At 53.6% G+C, this 16,272-nt stretch carries 19 protein-coding genes; 10 read left to right on the plus strand and 9 right to left on the minus strand.

Going from position 1 to position 16,272, the window contains the following annotated elements:
- Positions 1-105 precede the first annotated feature (105 nt).
- The gene (locus ABSB80_RS01080; protein ID WP_428367275.1) at positions 106-2,442 is read left to right on the plus strand and encodes a PEGA domain-containing protein; all 2,337 of its coding nucleotides are present in this window, start codon (positions 106-108) and stop codon (positions 2,440-2,442) included.
- Complete coding sequence (locus ABSB80_RS01085) at positions 2,439-3,032, plus strand: hypothetical protein (protein WP_428367277.1); 594 nt, start codon at positions 2,439-2,441, stop codon at positions 3,030-3,032. The genes ABSB80_RS01080 and ABSB80_RS01085 overlap by 4 nt, the downstream gene beginning before the upstream one ends.
- Before the next feature lie 61 nt (positions 3,033-3,093).
- Here ABSB80_RS01085 and ABSB80_RS01090 read toward each other — a convergent pair whose 3' ends face one another.
- Positions 3,094-3,687: a flavodoxin family protein gene (locus ABSB80_RS01090; RefSeq protein ID WP_428367279.1), complete on the minus strand. Its 594-nt coding sequence runs from the start codon at positions 3,685-3,687 to the stop codon at positions 3,094-3,096.
- Positions 3,688-3,833: 146 nt separating this feature from the next.
- On the opposite strand from ABSB80_RS01090, the gene ABSB80_RS01095 reads away from it, so the two are divergent.
- From ABSB80_RS01095 to ABSB80_RS01120, 6 genes are all read left to right on the plus strand, one after another.
- On the plus strand, positions 3,834-4,064 hold the full coding sequence (locus ABSB80_RS01095) for a zinc ribbon-containing protein (protein ID WP_428367281.1): 231 nt from the start codon (positions 3,834-3,836) through the stop codon (positions 4,062-4,064).
- A gap of 117 nt (positions 4,065-4,181) precedes the next feature.
- Positions 4,182-4,307, plus strand: coding sequence for a desulfoferrodoxin FeS4 iron-binding domain-containing protein (locus tag ABSB80_RS01100; RefSeq protein WP_428367283.1), 126 nt, complete (start codon positions 4,182-4,184; stop codon positions 4,305-4,307).
- A gap of 6 nt (positions 4,308-4,313) precedes the next feature.
- On the plus strand, positions 4,314-4,658 hold the full coding sequence (locus tag ABSB80_RS01105; protein ID WP_428367285.1) for a carboxymuconolactone decarboxylase family protein: 345 nt from the start codon (positions 4,314-4,316) through the stop codon (positions 4,656-4,658).
- A 12-nt stretch (positions 4,659-4,670) separates the two neighbouring features.
- Positions 4,671-5,315 carry a peroxiredoxin gene (locus ABSB80_RS01110; protein WP_428367287.1) on the plus strand — a complete coding sequence of 215 codons (645 nt, stop codon included), beginning with the start codon at positions 4,671-4,673 and terminating at the stop codon, positions 5,313-5,315.
- Positions 5,316-5,465: 150 nt separating this feature from the next.
- Entirely contained in the window at positions 5,466-6,080 is a 615-nt protein-coding gene (locus ABSB80_RS01115; RefSeq protein ID WP_428367289.1) for a flavodoxin family protein, read from the plus strand.
- Between the two features lie 6 nt (positions 6,081-6,086).
- On the plus strand, positions 6,087-6,731 hold the full coding sequence (locus tag ABSB80_RS01120) for a flavodoxin family protein (RefSeq protein WP_428367291.1): 645 nt from the start codon (positions 6,087-6,089) through the stop codon (positions 6,729-6,731).
- Here ABSB80_RS01120 and ABSB80_RS01125 read toward each other — a convergent pair.
- Positions 6,728-7,381, minus strand: coding sequence for a zinc metalloprotease (locus tag ABSB80_RS01125; protein ID WP_428367293.1), 654 nt, complete (start codon positions 7,379-7,381; stop codon positions 6,728-6,730). The genes ABSB80_RS01120 and ABSB80_RS01125 overlap by 4 nt on opposite strands.
- 98 nt (positions 7,382-7,479) lie before the next feature.
- Between ABSB80_RS01125 and ABSB80_RS01130 the strand changes: the two genes are divergently transcribed.
- Positions 7,480-7,764, plus strand: coding sequence for a chorismate mutase (locus ABSB80_RS01130; protein ID WP_428367295.1), 285 nt, complete (start codon positions 7,480-7,482; stop codon positions 7,762-7,764).
- Positions 7,765-8,047: 283 nt separating this feature from the next.
- On the opposite strand, the gene ABSB80_RS01135 is transcribed toward ABSB80_RS01130, so the two are convergent.
- From ABSB80_RS01135 to ABSB80_RS01165, 7 genes are all read right to left on the minus strand, one after another.
- Positions 8,048-9,130 carry a hypothetical protein gene (locus ABSB80_RS01135; protein ID WP_428367297.1) on the minus strand — a complete coding sequence of 361 codons (1,083 nt, stop codon included), beginning with the start codon at positions 9,128-9,130 and terminating at the stop codon, positions 8,048-8,050.
- Positions 9,127-9,525, minus strand: a complete 399-nt coding sequence (locus tag ABSB80_RS01140) for a thioredoxin domain-containing protein (protein ID WP_428367299.1) — start codon at positions 9,523-9,525, stop codon at positions 9,127-9,129. Before ABSB80_RS01140 ends, ABSB80_RS01135 begins: the two co-directional genes overlap by 4 nt.
- A gap of 63 nt (positions 9,526-9,588) precedes the next feature.
- The gene (argB, locus tag ABSB80_RS01145; protein WP_428367981.1) at positions 9,589-10,461 is read right to left on the minus strand and encodes an acetylglutamate kinase; all 873 of its coding nucleotides are present in this window, start codon (positions 10,459-10,461) and stop codon (positions 9,589-9,591) included.
- A complete protein-coding gene (argJ, locus tag ABSB80_RS01150; RefSeq protein WP_428367301.1) occupies positions 10,461-11,618 on the minus strand; it encodes a bifunctional ornithine acetyltransferase/N-acetylglutamate synthase in 1,158 nt (385 codons plus the stop codon). Before argJ ends, argB begins: the two co-directional genes overlap by 1 nt.
- Positions 11,615-12,112, minus strand: a complete 498-nt coding sequence (locus ABSB80_RS01155; RefSeq protein WP_428367303.1) for a CBS domain-containing protein — start codon at positions 12,110-12,112, stop codon at positions 11,615-11,617. Before ABSB80_RS01155 ends, argJ begins: the two co-directional genes overlap by 4 nt.
- Positions 12,113-12,121: 9 nt before the next feature.
- Complete coding sequence (gene argC, locus ABSB80_RS01160) at positions 12,122-13,108, minus strand: N-acetyl-gamma-glutamyl-phosphate reductase (protein WP_428367305.1); 987 nt, start codon at positions 13,106-13,108, stop codon at positions 12,122-12,124.
- 87 nt (positions 13,109-13,195) lie between these two features.
- Positions 13,196-14,110, minus strand: coding sequence for an ADP-ribosylglycohydrolase family protein (locus ABSB80_RS01165; RefSeq protein WP_428367307.1), 915 nt, complete (start codon positions 14,108-14,110; stop codon positions 13,196-13,198).
- 243 nt (positions 14,111-14,353) lie between these two features.
- Here ABSB80_RS01165 and acs point away from each other — a divergent pair, with 243 nt between their 5' ends.
- Positions 14,354-16,249, plus strand: coding sequence for an acetate--CoA ligase (acs, locus tag ABSB80_RS01170; RefSeq protein ID WP_428367309.1), 1,896 nt, complete (start codon positions 14,354-14,356; stop codon positions 16,247-16,249).
- Positions 16,250-16,272 lie beyond the last annotated feature (23 nt).

Here is a 16,272-nt window from a genome sequence, read left to right on the forward strand (position 1 = left end):
CCTTCTGTTCCGTTGAATCTGCAAAAAATTATGTATATTACGGCCAATATCCCATGAGGAGCTGAATGGTTTTTGGAGGATGTGGTGAGAGAGATCATCCGTATAATGGCAGCACCGGTTCCTGATTCTCTGGAGAAACATTGCTCATCCTGCCATCCCAGGTACTCCCGGCAGTTCCTGCTTGTGATACTGGTGGCCGTGTCTCTTATCATGTTACCGGTATCCGCTGCAGACCAGAATGGGCCAGGCGGCTACGCCGGCATACAATGGGAACGGATGTTCGGGGGATCCCTCGCGGGGCAGGGGCACGCAGTTATCCGCACCGGAGAGGGGAACTACGTCGCCACGGGATCAATAACCGGCTCTGACGGGAAAACGGTTCTTTATGCCGTTATGACTGACGGATCCGGCAACCAGATCTGGGATTACCATGGGAAGAAGGAGACCTATGAGGGGAACTCCATTATAGAGACAGCGGATAACGGTTTCATTATTGCCGGAAGTTCCGGGGACCGTTATGGCGACGGCCTGCTGCTCCTGAAACTGGACAGTTCGGGCACCAAAGTGTGGAGTAACATTTTCAGGATCGGGAAATACGGGCAGGCGAACTCCGTAAAACAGACCGGCGATGGCGGGTTCATTGTTGTGGGTTCCGTAAAAAGTGACGATTCTTCCCCGACCGGCTGGGACGGGTATATAGTCAAGACCGATGACAAGGGCAATGAAGAGTGGAACCGGAATTTCAAAGGCCAGAAGGATGATTTTGGCAACGATATCGATCAGCTGCCTGACGGGAGTTATATCGTTACGGGATCAACCGAAAGTTTTGGTTCCGGTGGCAAAGACCTCTTCCTGATGAACCTGGATTCAAAAGGTGATATGGCGGGCTTTACCACGTTTGATGGTCAGGGCAATGCTACGGGGATCTCCGTTTTCCAGAAAAGCAACGGCGAGGTGGCACTGTCCGGGACCAGCTGCCCGTCTGCCAGCCCAGGATCCGGTTGTGAAGCCACCATTATACGGACCACTGCCCTGAATGAGACCCAATGGGAAAAAAGCATCCCGCTCTCAGATCCCGGCGCAGGGATCGCTGCCGCTGAATCGTATAATGGCGGGTACATGGTTGCCGGGTTTTTAGGGCCAGACGACACGCGGGGACCTGCCGGGGACCTTTTTGTAACTGCCATCGATGATACCGGAAATGAGGTGTCTACCCGGACATTTGCCCTGGAACAGATTACGGTGATTTCGGGTCTCGCGGCGCTGCCGGATGGGGGGTTCGTGATCACGGGATCGGCCGGGGGAACCAGCTCTCAGTCCGGGACGAAATTTGCAATCGCCCGGATCGGGGCTGCCGGCGGGAATACGGCAATTGCTCCTGCCCAGACCACTGAACAAAAAAAATTTGATCTTACAGTACTGGTGAGGGGGGAGCATACCGGCGCAGATATCGGGAATGCCCTTGTCTATCTCGACGGCAGTGCGGCGGGTTTGACATCCGATACGGATTGGAGCCTCCTCCTTTCCGCGGTAAGTCGCGGACAACACTCTTTCAGGGTGACAAAGGACGGTTACGAGGAGATTACCAGGACGGTGGATGTGGAGTCCGACACGAGTTCGACCATCACGCTCAGCCCTTCAAAAGTCACCCCTATCATTGTTCATGGCCCGGTGGAAGATAAGATAGACGTGGTTTTTGTGCCGTCAGAGACCGAATACAACGGGGATACAAACCAAAAAATACCTGTGGACACGTATACTTCATGCCGCACCGCTTTTGAAAACGATGTAAACCGTCTGATCTCCTCGTACCTCAGTCTCGATTCGGTAACCTCCCGGAACATAGGGTTGCCGGCCGATTTCAGGAAGCGTATGAATTTTTATTATTACTGGGATCCGGATAATTTTGCCGATGCTTTTGACGGGTGCGCCGGGACGCTGCCGGCTCACTTCTGGGAGAATGCCCCGTTCACGGATGTTGCAGTGATCGTATATCCGACCTATATCGGATACTATACCGGCCCGCCCGGCAAACCCAACGGTTGCGCCAGCGGTCTGGGGCTGGGGTCTCATATCTGGTTCAAGATTTCTGCGGACGCAGGACAACTCATGTACCACGAGAACGGGCATGCCATGTTCGGACTTGTCGACACCTATTGCGGGAATACCTATTACGTGGAGAATGATCCCGATCCAAATGTCTGGAGCAGCGAGAGTGCCTGCATCGCCAGTGCAAAGGCCGGCGGGTGGGACGCATCCGTCTGTCACCAGATAAGCGGAATGACTTCCGGCAGTTCCTCCGGAACCTGTATTAAACCGTTCTGGGACTGGGATCCTGAACCGGACATCATGGGCAACGGAGCGTATTCGGGGACCTTTGGCAATTCCTCGACGACACGGATAAAATATATCTTCGATTCCATAAACGGGGGGAAATCATGACGAAAACGGCCCTGGCTTTCGGGATACTTCTCATCAGTCTTCTGATCGTGCCTGTCCACGGGTACCCCGGGGAAGACTACACCAAGATCCTCGTACTGCACCTGAACTTCAGCCATGGCCAGATAACAGAAGAGTCGGTTGAGATGCAGTACGGGCATCCGCCAGACCTGGGGATCGAGAGCGGCAATATCCTGGGCAGCCTGAAAACAATTGACGGAACGATCATCCGTGAGTTCAGTCTCTCGGATCCCCGTGTCCAGCTGGGCGATGCAATTGTAGAGAATAATGGTACGAACGTGTCTATTACCGGATCGGCTTATTACTCTGACAGCGCGGACTTCACTCTCGTCATGCCCTATTACCAGAACCAGATGACCCTCGATCTTACGGACAAAAACACCGGCAGGTTGTTGAAAAGCGTCAATTTTTCGCAGGCTATCGAACGTTTCCAGAGAGAATATCCGGATGACCCTGGTGGGTTGCCGGTTTACCAGTTGCCGGAGATAGGATCCACGCTTTACCTGGTCGCGGGAATCGGGCTCTCCGTGCTCTTACTGATAACGATCCTCATGATGGCGCGAAGGAAATAACCCGGGTGGCGACCGGTCTTCCAGTGCACTCCCTTCGTTCAGAGATCGTCAGGATTTCAGCTCAGGGATTGAGGGTCTTTCCGAGCGCGAATCCCTTGGCGTAAGCAGCTTCAAGGAGATCCGGCTGCGTACGAAGGTCTCCTTTCGTATCCATTCCGCTGATCAGCAGCTCGTCCCGGAGCTTGCAGTCAATAATCGTGAGAAACGCAGAGATGGTCAGTTTGGCCCCTACGAAAACCTCGGGGATATCCATTCCTGAAATACATATGACAAACGCTTTTCGCCGGGCTCTTTGTTCTGCAGTGAAAAAAGATTGTTTCCTGACATACTTTGCCATGAAGAATACCTGGAACCGGTCAAAGAACGATTTCAGTTTTCCCGGAACCCCCATTGTCATAACAGGCGTTGCGATGATCAGGCTGTCCATTTCCCTGAATTTCTGGTACATTGCCTGCATGTCATCGTCCAGGATACAGGTCTCGTGCTCTTTGCAGAACATCATCTCCATACAGGGCTGGAAATCCAGGTTCGCGACCACAATTTTTTCAACCGTGCACCCGGCATCCTCGGCCCCTTTAAGAGCCCTGTCCAGTAGCAGTGCAGTATTTCCTTTCGGTAACGGGCTGCCAAGTATCCCGATGATCTTCCCGGTCATACTACAACTGAAGAAAAATATGCAATAAAGGTTTGCAATGGTCTACTACGAGAAAGATCACGGCCCGTACGGTGCTTCGGGGAAAAAGTGCACGAACACAAACTCATATATATCTTTGACGTGAATGAGAGGTTTGGTGTTTTCTTATGACCGAACAGAAGACGTACGTTGCAGGACAGAAAGTGGGTCCGGGCAAATATGTGTGCATAGACTGCGGAAAAGAACTTACGCTCGACAAGAGCGAGCAGGACCTCAGGAAGTGTCCTGCCTGCTCCTGCGCAGAGTACCAGTGCTTCCCGATGACCCATATCCGCCCGGATGTCAAGACTCCAGAAGATGCCAAAAACCCGCCCAAACGCGGCAAGAGTTTCCAGTAACTTCTTATTTTTTCAATCGCTGTACCGTCGTGATGAATACGGGTGTTGAACGCCTGAGAGACTATTGAATGTCCCATGGGCGCTCAGCCCCGGGAAGAGTCCTGAAAGCAAGGAATCATGGTTAACGTATCGAAAGAGGGGCAGGTCTTCAAATGCGAGATCTGCGGGAATGTCGTTGTCGTGAAGGAAGCCGGTGGCGGCGAGCTCGTCTGCTGCGGAGAACCAATGCAACTGGTAGAGTGAGTGATTATGACCGAGAAAAAACTGAAAGAACTCGAGAAAAATATCGGCAAAGTCCCGAAATTTTTCAGGGAACTAACCGTAAAGGATCCTGAGATGTTCAACCTCGTGATGAAATTCGAGGAGCATATCTGGAACGATGGGAAACTGTCAAAGAAGACCAAGAAACTGATCGCTATTGCGATTGCTGCGGCACTCCGTGACCAGCACGCTGTCCGCGCACAGATCGCCGGGGCTTCCAGTCTCGGCGTGACCAAGGAGGAGGTAGAGGAGGCCCTCCGCGTGACATTCCTGCTCTCAGGAATGCCCGCCTATGTATACGGGAAGGCCCAGCTCGATGAAGTGATGAAATAAAGGAGCAGGCACATGACTGATGAGACTTGTCCCGCTTTGCCGGTGCTGGGAGAGTCCGCTCCCGAATTCGATGCGGAAACAACCCAGGGCCCGATCACGCTCTCCGGCCTGAAGGGAAGATGGGTGGTGATGTTCTCCCACCCTGCAGATTTCACTCCGGTGTGCACGACTGAGTTCCTTGCATTCGCATCGATCTACGATGAACTCAGGGCGCTGAACGTCCAGCTGATCGGCCTCTCGGTGGACAGTGTTTCATCTCACCTTGCCTGGATCCACGCTATAAGAGAGAAGATGGGCGTTCGGATCCCGTTCCCGATCATCGCCGACCTGAACATGAATATAGCCCGCAGGTACGGCATGATCCACCCGGGCCAGAGCTCGACTACCGCTGTCCGGTGCGTCTTCTTTATCGATGACAAGAGCATTATGCGGGCAATGATCTATTACCCGCTCCAGAACGGGCGGTTCATGCCCGAGATCCTCCGGCTGGTCAAAGCGCTCCAGACCACGGATAAGCACAAAGTTTCCACACCGGCAAACTGGCAGCCGGGAGACAAGGTCGTTGTCCCCCCGCCAAAGACTGCTGCCGAGATGGAGAAGCGGCTTACGGAAGGGTACGAGTGCAAGGACTGGTACCTCTGCTTCAAGAACGTGTAAGTGTACTGGTGGTGTAGCCTTTCATATTTTTGTGCGATCTGCAGCCTGTGAAACCCATCCCAGCCAGGTGCCATAGAAAAAGTCCCCATCTCCCCGGCAGTCCGTTCACCATCCAATCTTTTTTCACTGCGAATATCCTAGAAGAGTGTGATGACCATCAAAGTCCTCGCTTTCGCCGGCAGCCCGCGCCGGAACGGCAACTCTGAAACGCTGCTCGACTGGGTGCTTGCGTCCATGGGCGGGGAACCTGAGGTCGCCATAGAAAAAGTCCCTCTCACAGAGGCCAATATCAACCCATGCAGGGGGTGCAATGCCTGCGAAAAACTCAACAAATGTGTCCAGCGCGATGGCATGGATATCTACCACGACAAGATCATCGGAGCAGATATTATCCTACTCTCATCCCCGATCTTCTGCATGGGGCTCGCGTCGCAGGTAAAAGCGCTGGTCGACCGCGCACAGGTCTTCCGCTCCCGGAAATACGTGCTCAGGCTTCCCATCGTCCCACCCGAACGGAAAGGTAAGCGGCTCGGCGTTTTCCTCGCAACCGCAGGACAGAACTGGGATCATGTGTTCGATGCTGCAGTCCCTTCAGTGAAATGCTTCTTCCATGTCATCGATATAAAGGACGAGGACATCAGCTACCTGATGATAAACGGAGTCGATGAGATGGGGGCGATCGGGCACCACCCTACTGCAAAAACGGATGCGGAAAAACTCGGAAGATCCGTGATCGCCGAACTGAAAAAACGGCTCGCAGCGTGAAGCTTCATGACAATCAAGGTCCTTGGTATCTCGGGAAGCCCGCACCGGCATGGAAACACGGAAACCCTGCTCGACAGTTTTCTCGACGGGGCAAAAGCAGCCGGTGCCACGGTGGAGAAAGTCGTGCTCAAGGATCTCACCTATTCACCGTGCCGTGGATGTAACGCCTGCCACAAAACCGGTGAGTGCGTCGTCAGGGATGATGCGATCACCCTTTTCAATAAGGTACTGAACGTGGACTGCCTTGCCGTTGCCTCTCCCATTTACACGATGGGCATCACCGCTGAGCTCAAAGGGCTGATCGACCGGGGACAATACCTCTGGGCACGGAAATTCATCTTAAAAACGCTCTTTTTTTCCGACGACCATATCAAACGCCATAAAGGGCTCTTCATCTCTACGGCGGGCCAGTCGTGGGACCATGTCTTCGACGGGGCGTTCCCCATGATCACTGCCATCTTCAATGGCACCGGATTCGAATACTATGACAATATCATTGCGAATAACATGGACGAATACAAAGGGATCAAAAACCACCCGACAGCACTGAAAGAGGCGTTTCTCAAAGGGCAGAAAGTCGTTGCTGTACTACAGAAACTAAAAGATGAAGGACTGATTCAACCGGTCGCAGAGAAAACTCAAAATAATTAGAGGAGATAGAAGGATCCGAGCAGGATCCCAAACGCGGCGATGATGAGCACTGCGAAGACCGGAATGCTCCAGGCCATGACTTTTCTGCCATCGAGGATACTGATCGGCAGCAGGTTGAACGCTGCAATCATGGCATTGATCTGGATCCCGAAAATGCCGATTACGGTGAGGAGACCGGATGGTGAATGTGAAAGGAACTCTCCGAGAAGAACTACCCCTACAAAGACGCCGCACAGGAGAAGATTGACAACGGGGCCGGCAGCAGAGATTATCCCGTTCTGCTCCCGGGAAAGTCCCCGCCCGTCAGCAGAATTGGTATAGATTACCGTGGCCCCCGGGGCGGCAAACACGAAGCCGACCAGGGCGGCAAGGACAACGGCGATGAGGAGCATCGAGTTGTCCTTCCTGAATTCTGCCCAGTACCCGTACCTGATCGCGGTAAACTTGTGCGCCATCTCATGGAAGATGAACCCAATCCCGACGGTCAGGAAAGCAATTCCAAAATAGATCAGGACAACAACGGGATCGAGCCGGGGGATCTGGCCGAGTATTCCGTAAGGAGCAATTTTGATGATGGCAAAGGAGAGCGAGATCGCCATCCAGGCAATAAAAAGATCTGCCTCTTCGCGTCTTGTTATTCGTTCGAGCATGGAAAACACCAGATCAGATAGGATTTGCTTGGTTAATTGTTTTGGTCTCCATGCTCGTAAGGATTACGTTTATGTGAAATCTCGGATATGTATATGATATGTGCCTCGAGACAGTACGGGCTGAGATCACAAGGGTCGACCGGGAGATCATCCGGCTCATCGCACAACGACAGGAACTGGCCGGAAAAATCGCGAAGATCAAGGTACATACCGGGATTCCCATTCATGATGAGAGCCGGGCGGCAGATGTTCTCGGGGCTGCGTTCGAACAGGCTGTCGAGCGCAGGATCGATCCTGTTTCAGTCCAGAAAATTTTTGAGACGCTCATCGCCATGAGCGAAGACCGCCAGCGGGAATGCTCGGGAGAAGGAAATCTCCCATGACAGCGCCCCTTTTAAAAAAATGGTTCTGTAGAATTCCTATTTGATAGTGTAATTCGCTTTATATTCTTCAACGGAATGAGTGTGACCCCATCTCTCAAATCGAAGAACCCTTCGGGTTCTTCTCAAGCCTGCTCTTCCCTTTTGGAACAGCGGGCTCCTCCAAGAGCGACTGCATGTTTTTCTGATGATTTCCACAGAGCCAAAAAACGGCGATGAGAGCCGGGTGGCTTTCATGTATCTCTGATAAAAGGGAACTGGCTTTTTCATGCCGGATTTCAGCGGGTTATCCCAGTAACCCGAGAAAAATGATAGCGCTGAGACCTATCATTATCAGTCCGATGATCAGGCGGAGAGTCCGCCGGTTGTTCGTCTTCCACTCGTCTGCCCGCTCCGGAGAGAGCCCGAAGGCAAAGAGCAGGGTGACGATGACGAGCGGCAGGATAAAAATGAGATTATAGAGTAGAAGCCAGGAAAGGCCGGTGGCCAGGGTCAGGCTGCGACCCATAAGCGCAAGGATACCGATATAAATACCACCGGTACAGGAAAAACCGAATAATCCGGCAAGTATGCCCAGTACGAAAGCAGCGGGCAGTGATGCGGTCCGGACATAGCGGCCGATAAGACCCTTCCCTGAATCAGCGATCGCAAAGGTAAACCGGTCCGTGTTTTTAACGACATCGAAAATGGTTATAGCACCGAGAATAAATGCGATAGTTGCGCCGATGAGCGAGAATGGTTCTGACAGCCCGGAGAGGGAGATCATCGACAAAAAACCGATGCCAAGGAGGAGGTGGAACAGGAACACGGCTGCCGTGTACAGGCCGCCGGCAAGCAGGATTCGTTTCCTGTTCTCTGCCGCAGCGATAGAGACAAGAAGGAAGATCAGGACGGATAAGGCACAGGGATTGGAACTGTCGGCCAGTGCGGAGACCGTGACAACAGGGACGGAAAGGGATGTAGCCGGGGAGCAGTTCTCATGTTGCAGATTGGATAGTGCGGGTGCATTAGAGGTACAGGGAGCCGTCCGTTGCTCCTCTGCGAGAATACGTTCCTCGAAATGGTCCTTTATTTCGGTTTCCCCGACGAGGGCCTGGTCACCGATAAATATGACGGGAATACCGGAATTTCCCGTGTTGTACTGCCGGTTCATCTCCACAAAGGTTTGCTGGTTCGTGGTGTTATGGTACACTTCCAGCAGTTCCAGATGAAGATTGGGATATTTCTGTCGGAGTTCATCAAGAAGGGGTTGTACCGTTTCACAATGGGTGCACCCGTCACCATAAAAATATACTGCCGTAACGGTAGTATTTGAAAGGATATTATTTCCGGTGAGGGGGACACTTTCCGGTCCCTGCCGATCACTCACTGTTTTTTTTTGAGATAGTCCTGGACAAGACCTTCCAGTTTTGCGGGGATATCACGTTCTCCCACAAGCACGGTCTGGCCTATGACCACTTCAGGGACACCAGGGGGAATGGATATCCCTGCCGCAGCGTTTACCTGATTGTAGATAACCTGGTTTGTCTGGTTATGCCAGACCTCAAGGACCTGGATATGGGCATCGGGATATTTCTGCGTCAGGTTGTGCATGAAAGGCTCGATGTTGTGGCAGTGCGGGCACTCCTCACCATAAAAATAATAGATCGGGCTGTTGCCTGGTGATGTCACCGACGGGGCCGGTGCGCCTGAAAAAAAAACCGCGAGGCATGCAATGATCACAAAAGCGAGGATGGCGGCAACAATTTTTATTGTTCTGTCCATATCGGGAAACCCGTTACTAGTTTGCGGGTTATTGATTTAAAAAAATACCTGTCAAGGAAAAGATTATTTGAGGGAGATCATCGTGCCGACACCCTCGCGGGTGAAGAGCTCGAGGATGAGATTGTGCTCGATGTTGCCGTTGATGATGTGGGAAAAGCAGACCCCGTTTTCCACTGCCTTTATCACCGATCCGACCTTAGGGATCATACCTTCGGCAATGGCGCCGGATTTCTGCAGCTGATTTGCTTCATTGATTGTAAGTTTCCGGAACACCTTCGTCCTTCCGGCATCCATCACGCCGTCGACATCGGTCATGTTGACCAGTTTGTACGCCCTGAGCGCAATCGCGATATCCCCGGCAGCAGTATCGGCATTGATGTTCAGGCTGCCCCCGAACCGGTCGATGGCAATCGGCGCGACGACCGGGATATAGTCCTTGTCAAGCAGGGTGTTCAGGAGCGCCGGATCAATCCACTCGATCTCGCCGACGTGCCCGAGGTCAACTTCTCTCTGCACACCTTCTACTTCGACACGCTGGAGATCCATCTTCTTTGCAAGGATCAGATTCCCGTCGCTGCCGGACAGGCCGACTCCTTTTGCACCGCACTTGGCGATGAGAGAGACGATCCCACTGTTGATCTTCCCGACGAGGACCATCTGCGCGATCTCAAGGGTCTCCTGGTCGGTTACCCTGAGCCCGCCAACGAAAACCGACTCCTTCCCGAGAGCTTTCATCTTCTCGCTGATCTCTGGGCCGCCACCATGGACCAGCACGACCCGGATCCCGACGTAGTGCAGGAGCACGGCATCCCGGATGGCATTTTCCAGCACTATGGGATCGACCATGGCATGCCCGCCGAGCTTGATCACGATGGTCTTTCCGTGAAACTGCTGGATGTAGGGGAGGGCCTCGATGAGGACGTCTTCGCGTTTCATCATGTGGTATACCTCCCGTTGATCTCGACGTAGCGCTCGGTAAGGTCACAGCCCCACGCTGTTGCCTCCTTTTGTCCTGCTGCAAGATCAAGGATGAAGATCACCTTTTTGCCATGCATCGCCTCTTTCGCCGTCTTCAGATCCGCTATGATCTTCCCTGATTTCACCAGGGGGTGCTTTTCCGTTCCGTCACTGATCCAGAGAGAGACCGCGTTGGGATCAAAGTCGACCCCGGCGCGGCCGGCCGCAGCAATAACCCGCCCCCAGTTCGGGTCTTCACCATATACTGCAGTCTTTACCAAGGGCGATTCAATGATCGTACGGGCAACCTTTGCCGCCTCGTCTTCTTTGCGGGCGCCCCTGACCGTCACTTCGATGAGCTTTGTTGCACCCTCGCCATCTGCGGCGATCTGCCGGGCAAGGGAACGGCAGCATTCCTCGAGGGCTTCGGAAAATTCCCCGGCTTTCACCTTGCCGGACTCACCTGTCGCTGTGCAGAGCGCAATGTCGTTCGTGCTCGTGTCTCCGTCGACAACGACACGGTTGAAGGTTCTCGTGGTGGCCAGTTTGAGGGCTGCTGCGAGGGGTTTTGCACCAACGTCAGCATCGGTATAGATGAAGGCCAGCATCGTTCCCATGTTCGGGGCGATCATCCCGCTCCCCTTCGTTATCCCGCCAACGCTGAACGTCTCCTTCTCCACGAGTGCATGCTTGGGGAACGTATCCGTGGTCATGATCGCCTGTGCAGCGAGAATTTCTGCTTCCGGAGTGCGGTCGAGTTTTGGTGAGATCGTGTCACACTGGCGCTGGATGAGCGGGAGATCGAGGTACCTGCCAATCACGCCGGTGCTTGCTACACCGACACGGGCAGGGCTGATACCCAGCGCGGAACCGGCGTACTCTGTCATGGCAACCGCGTCCTCATATCCCTGCTTTCCCGTATAGGCATTCGCACAGCCGCTGTTGACGATTACAGCCTCCAGTTTTTCTGCCTGTATCTGTCTGCGCATAAGTTGTATCGGAGCGGCCTTGACAAGGTTCTCCGTGAACACGCCGGCTGCGGTGCCGTTCGCCCGGATGAGCGCGAGCCCGGATTTTCCCTCTTTGATACCCCAAGCAGTCACACCTTCAACAGCACAGATGTTCTGACAGTTCATTCCGCATCAGCCCCGGTTTTCCCCGGATACGAAGATCCGATCGCATTGATGATATCCGCCCGCGTTATTATCCCGACAATTTTTTTGGCGCGGAGGACCGGGAGCCGCGCTATCCCTTCCTTAAGCATGAGGGCGGCCGCGGCCTCGACGTCCATATCCTCCGATGCCGTCACAACCCGGTGCGTCATCACTTTTTTCACCGGCATATCCCCGATGTTCCGCAGCGCGTGTTTGGTCTTCTCCCAGTTGATATATTCGCGGATAGGAACTTCTATGATCTCAAAGGGTGAAGGCAGCCAGAGATCGTCAGAAATTCTTTCCGTCTCGAGGAGCGCGATGAGATCGGACTCGGTTATGATGCCGACGAGCTCCGTCCCGTCCGTCACGGGCAATCCCCCGATGTGATGTTTCCGGAAAAGCGCCACCACTTCGCGGAGAGAGGTCTCAGCTGAACAAACAATCGCCTCTTTTGTCATTGCATCCTTTACCAGCATGATATCCTCCTAGGGAAGCATCCCCGCACTGACGAGGCCGTCCCGTTCCGGGTATCCGCACATCAGGTTCATATTCTGGATGGCCTGCCCGCTTGCACCCTTCACGAGGTTGTCGATTGCGGATATGGCAACGACCCGCAATCCCTCGCTCTCCACCATGACATCGCAGAAATTACTGCCGCGGACGGCTGCAAGCACAGGTTTCTGAAGACGGACAAAGAATTCATCCCTGTAGAAATCCTGATACATCTTTTCCACTTCTTTCTGGTCAAGGGGCTCATTGAGCAGGATGTGAGCGGTTGTCAGGATACCACGGTTGACCGGGACAAGATGGGGGGTGAAGTAGCATTTCGCTGCCGAACCTAGGTACGCAAGCTCCTGTTTCATCTCCGCAAGGTGCCGGTGGGTCGTCCATTTGTAGGGCCCTACATTGTCCCCGACATTCGGGTAATGGGTGGTTGCCGAGGGGTTGTCTCCAGCCCCGCTCACGCCGGTCTTGGAATCGAAGATTACCGTGTGGGCATATTTTGCGAGAGGTGCTGCGGCAAGGGTAGCCCCGGTCGGGAAACAGCCGGGGTTTGCAACAAATTTCGCGTTGACGCATTCCTTACGGTGAAGTTCTGGGATACCATAGGGTGCGGAGAAAAAATCTGTGTGGGGTACACCGTACACTTTTTCAAATACTTCTTTTGGCAACCTGTAGTCCGCGCTCAAGTCGACAACCTTAATCCCACGTGAGAGGAGTTTGCCGGCATGGGTCATTGCCGCGGTATGGGGAACAGCGAGAAAGGCGAGGTCCGCATCAACAGCATCAATTTCCGGGTTTTCAAATTTGAGATCCGTGAAGCCTTTCAGGTGGGGGTGGACCTGGTCAAGGGGGGTTCCCGCAAGTTTGCGTGAAGTGGCACATACGACTTCTGCAGCGGAGTGGTGAACAAGGAGGCGGACCAGTTCACCACCGGCATAGCCGGAGGCCCCGATAATCGCAATTTTCATACAAGAGTATCCGAGTGTAAAAATTTAATGCTTTTTAAGCCGGCTTTTATAATCTGACCTGTTATTCCCGATATTTGATGAACCGGCTTACGGTTGTTCAAGTTTACGGGTATAAAGGCTGTACAGCCGCGATCCGAGTAGTTCTATCCTCTGCCGGTCCTCGAGGCCGTCCAGCAGATCTGCGGGAAGCGCGTTCATGCCTCTGGCTGCCCCGAGGTACGCCCCGCACAGGAGCGCGATGGTATCCGTATTTCCCCCGGTATTGGCGGCAACGGTGAGGAGATCGGGGGGATGCGGGTAACGGCTGATCAGGAAAAATGCGATTGGAAGGGTCTGGAAGACCGAGACATCATTGCCGATCTTGAGTAGAGCGGTTTCGGTATCCATCCCGTCTTCTTCGAGAACCAGGGCGTTCCGGATCTTCCCGCCGAGCACTTCGTCCTCGACTTGTGCTTTCTCAAGGGCCTTTTCCACAGGTTTCGGGGTATCATGAAGTGAATGGTAGAGAAGCGTTACCAGGGTTGAAACCGCCGCATGTGCTGCCGGGTGAGTGTGGGTCACGTTGCATGCCCTGACGGCGCGTTCACATCCCTCATTCATGTCGGGGAATGTCAGTGCAAACGGGACAGCTACGGGAAGGCAGCCCGATGTCGTGGATTTGACCCCTTTCTGGGGGATATTGTCAATTACCGGGTGTTCCAAGACGGCCGATACGGAACCATCAGGAAAACGAAGTGCTCCCCGTGCATACAGTTCACGGAGTGCTGCAGCATAGCGTTCTTCGTTGTACTTGCCATCTGCAAGGAGTGTCCCGACAAGAACCATCATCTGGGTATCATCAGTATACTGGCCGGGATTCAGTCTCTCGTTGGGATGTCCCTTGTACGGGCGCCGGTAACCGTACTTCATCTTGTTCAGGTTGGGAGAAGTACTCTCATTGGGCATGCCGAGCGCATCGCCAACTGCCGCACCGAGCAGGCACCCCTTGAACTTATCAAGCATTGATCTTATATTGAAAAACCCGGATAGATAACCCTTTTTATATCCCTCGTGTATTCAGGGGTGTTCATTAATAAGAAATTTAGAAATTTTTTTCATTCCGGCGGGCGATCCCTTCATTTGCGTCCTGACTGTCTTACTGAACTGTCTTACTGAGGTAGTTCTTCACATTTCCTGTCGAATTACTTTTCGACAAATTATATATACCATGTTCAACATGATTAATAATGTAAAATAGGTGGGTTCATGACAGGAGATTTCGATGTCAAACTCGTCGAGGAGGCGAAATATTTCACTCCCGACCCACAGTACAGGAAAAATGCATGGACGGGCGACTATCAGGAAGCATACAACAAATTCCTGAAGGATCCGGATGCGTTCTGGAGTGGTATTGCCCGTGAGCTCGAGTGGATCCGCCCATGGGACTCGGTCAAGGAACTGGACTACCCGTATGCGAAGTGGTTCACCAATGCAAAACTAAACATCTCGGCCAACTGTCTTGACCGCCATGTCAACAACGCACGGCGCAACAAGGTAGCCTTGATCTGGCGGGGGGAGGAGGGCAGGGAACGCATCTTCACGTACCAAAAGCTCCTTTCCCAGGTTGCCCGTTTTGCAAATGCTCTGAAGGAAATCGGGGTGAAGAAAGGGGACCGGGTCTGTATTTACATGCCGCTTGTTCCCGAGCAGATCATCGCCATGCTTGCCTGTGCCCGGATCGGGGCCGTCCACAGTGTCGTGTTCGGCGGATTCGGGGCAGCTGCCCTGAACATGCGGATCCAGGACGCTGAGGCTAAAGTTGTCATTACTGCAGACGTAGCCATTCGGCGCGGAAAAGCGATCCAGCTCAAAGCAATCGTCGATGAGGCCATCATCCACGCCCCGACTGTTGAGCATGTTATTGTCCTCAGGAGGAGGGATCCACCCGTGGACCTCCACCCCAAACGTGAGCTGGACTTCCACGAGATGATGGATGGGGTATCCGATGAGTGCCCGCCCGAAGTTATGGATGCTGAGGATCCGTTCTTCATCCTCCATACCAGCGGTTCAACGGGCAAGCCGAAGGGCATTGTCCATACCTGCGGCGGGTACATGGTCGGGACGTATTACACGAGCAAATACGTCATGGACATCAAGGACAACGATATTTACTGGTGCACTGCCGACCCGGGCTGGATCACCGGCCACAGCTATATCGTCTATGGCCCGCTGGCAGTTGGGGCGACGGTATTTATTACCGAGCTCACGCCGGATTACCCGGATGCCGGCAGCTGGTGGCACCTTATCGAAGAGCAGAAGATCACCATTTTCTATACGGCGCCTACTGCCATCCGAATGTTCATGAAGCTCGGGGAGAGCTGGCCCAACAAGTACAACCTGAAATCACTCCGCATCATCGGTTCCGTCGGCGAGCCCCTGAACCCGGAAGCATTCGAATGGTATTATCATGTGATCGGCAAGGACCGTTGCCCCATCCTTGATACCTGGTGGCAGACCGAGACCGGGATGCAGATGATTACCACAATGATCGGTGAACCGATGCGCCCCGGTTTTGCCGGGAAACCTGTCCCCGGCGTACTGGCAGATGTTGTCGATAAAGACGGAAAATCCGTAAAACCCGGTACCGGCGGGTTCCTCGTCATCAAATCGCCGTGGCCTGCAATGCTGCGCACGGTATACAAGGATGATGAGAGATACCGCAAGTACTGGACCACGATAAAAGACGTCTATGCAGTGGGGGACCTTGCCGTCAAGGGAAAAGACGGGTATATCATGATCCTCGGGCGGGCGGACGATATCATCATCGTTGCCGGCCACAACATCGGTACTGCCGAAGTCGAAAGTGCCCTCGTCTCCCACCACGCAGTTGCAGAAGCCGCTGTTATCGGCAAACCGGACCCGCTGAAAGGCAACTCCATCAAGGCGTTTGTTATCCTCCGCGTAGGGCACCAGCCAAGTGATATGCTCATGCAGGACCTGTTCCATCATGTGCGTACGACACTGGGTCCGATTGCCGTACCCCATGAACTCGAATTTGTCGAGAAACTTCCCAAGACCCGGAGCGGGAAGATCATGCGGCGTGTCCTGAAAGCAAAGGAGATGGGGATCGACCCGGGGGATATCTCGACCCTGGAAGAATGAGGAGTCCGGTTTCGGAAACCTGA

The organism is Methanoregula sp., assembly GCF_050010295.1.
Taxonomy (GTDB): domain Archaea; phylum Halobacteriota; class Methanomicrobia; order Methanomicrobiales; family Methanospirillaceae; genus Methanoregula.